At 56.2% G+C, this 2,115-nt stretch carries 1 protein-coding gene; it reads right to left on the bottom strand.

What is annotated here, in order from left to right; translation table 11 throughout:
- Positions 1–2,115 (bottom strand): beta strand repeat-containing protein (locus HMPREF2872_RS08840; protein WP_210398860.1); only part of this gene is annotated, 2,115 nt, incomplete at both ends.

Here is a 2,115-nt window from a genome sequence, read left to right as displayed (position 1 = left end):
ATCTTGTTGCCGCCGTTGTTCAAGCCGGCTTTAGTCAGGTTGACATCACCAACTTTCACGCCATCAGTATTGACGGTGGTATCGCCGGCTTTCACGCTGTCAACTGCCAAGTCTTTAGCCAATTTGACTTCCAACTTATCAGAGCCATTCGCTACAACACCGATATTGCCGTCTGAAAGTTTGGCTGCATCGGTTTGACCGCCAACAATATTCAGCTTCGTACCCGGTTTGCGTTCAACGTCTTTGCCACTGTCGCCGCCGAAAGTCAAAGGCAGATTGGCAGTTGCATTAACGGCTTTAATCGCATCATGGATGTTGTTCTCACCAGTACCGCCAATATCGGTCATGCTGATGTTGCCGCCATTATTGGCCGCATTGCCACCCAATACATTCACCAACTGATCTTGGGCTGCATTCAGCTGCTCTTCAGTCGCCGCACGTTTGCCTTGGGCAAAGTCGCTGCCACCCAAAGTCGTATTGCTCAAGCCGCTGACTTCGCCTTTATTGCCATCGATTTTCACCGGAGCCGCTTGACCGACATTCAACACATCTGCCAGTTTCAGCTGTGCACCACCGGCTACGGTTTCGCTGATGATGTTGCTGTCGCCTTTGACATTGATGGTGTCGCCCAATGCGTAGTTTTTGCTGCCGGTCGTACCGCCGAAGTTGATGCCTTTGGCGATATTGGCGGCGTTGTTGGCTACGTTTTGGTTGGTCGCAAACAGTTGGCTGCCGTTCACGGCATCGGTACTGGTCGCGTTAACCGCACCTGCAGCGACGTTACCCAAGGTTACCGGGCCGCCTGTGCCCACCAGATTTACTTTGTTGCTCGGCGTAGTGGCCGGAGTGCCCGCTGTGTCAACATAGGTCATCGGGGTATCGAACTTAACCGTTGTTACACCGCCAGTGCTGCTGACGTTGGCTACGGTACCTTGGCCGTTAACAAAATTAACGGTATCGCCATGGGTGACAAAATCTTCGTCAACCCCGTTGCCTTGTACGGTGAAGCCGGCGTTCAATACGTCGTTGACGGTGGCGGCGTTGTGGCCTTTGTTGGCAGACAAGGTGGTGCGGTCGTTACCGGTCGGGTTGGTAACGGCTGCAGCGGTATCGGCCAGATTGTCCTTCACGTTGGCCAAGGTGGTCGGTGCGGTTGTGCTGCCGGCCGCATTCTGCAGGCTGGTAATCACATCCGCTGCTGCAACTTGGTTACCTGCACCGTTGGGTGCATCGTAGAAGTTGCCGTCGGTGTGTTTGTACACCTTGGTGCCGTCGGCTTTGGTGTATGCAACCGGAGCTTGGTCCTGCAAAGCAGCCTGCACCGCTTTCAGCTGAGATACGTTCACGGCATCGGTATCGGCCGAACCTGCAGCCAAATTGGTCAGGCGGCGGTACATTTTGCTACCGGACATAAAATGGCTTGTGTCCCCGCCCAGCGAAACTTCGCCATATTTAACCCCGGCTTCGTTGATGTCGCCGGCAATGACGGAAGTTGCGTTCGGTTTGTAGGCGGCGGCGGTCAAATCCGCATCGCCTGCAGTGGAAAGCGAACCCAATGCCACGTTGAAGTTGGTATCGTTTTTAACCCTCGCGCTATCGCCCAATGCTAGGTTGTTATTGAGGCGGTTGGGCAGGCCGGGGATGAGTGCCGTGCCGTTGCCGGTATCCGCGCCGGAGCCGACGGCCGTACCGCCGTTCTTAGCGGTGGCAGCCGCGCCGATGGCGATGCCGCCCGCTCCGGTGGCGCCGCTGACTTCGGCAGCCGCACCGATGGCGATCGAGCCGTTACCTTGAGCGATCGTTCCGCTACCGATGGCGACAGCATCATTATCTTGCGCACTTGCACCCACGCCGGCAGCCAATGCGTTAAGACCAGTCGCGCCGTCATTATTGAAATTGCCACCGTGTGCGCCGCCACCGTCGTTCACGCTGTAATAGTGGGTTGCAGAACTGTTGACCTGATTGGTTACAGCTTTCAACTGATCTTCCGTGGCTGCACGTCCGCTGACAATGCCGGCAGGATTCCAAGTTTTGTTTGTCAGGCCGGTAACCGTACCGGCACTACCGTCGACGGTAACCGGGTTGCCGCCGCTAGCCGGACCAACGGTAATGCTG

The sequence above is a fragment of the Neisseria sp. HMSC069H12 genome (genome assembly GCF_001812735.1).
Classification (GTDB): domain Bacteria; phylum Pseudomonadota; class Gammaproteobacteria; order Burkholderiales; family Neisseriaceae; genus Neisseria; species Neisseria subflava.
This window is presented reverse-complemented; position numbering and strand designations above follow the sequence as displayed.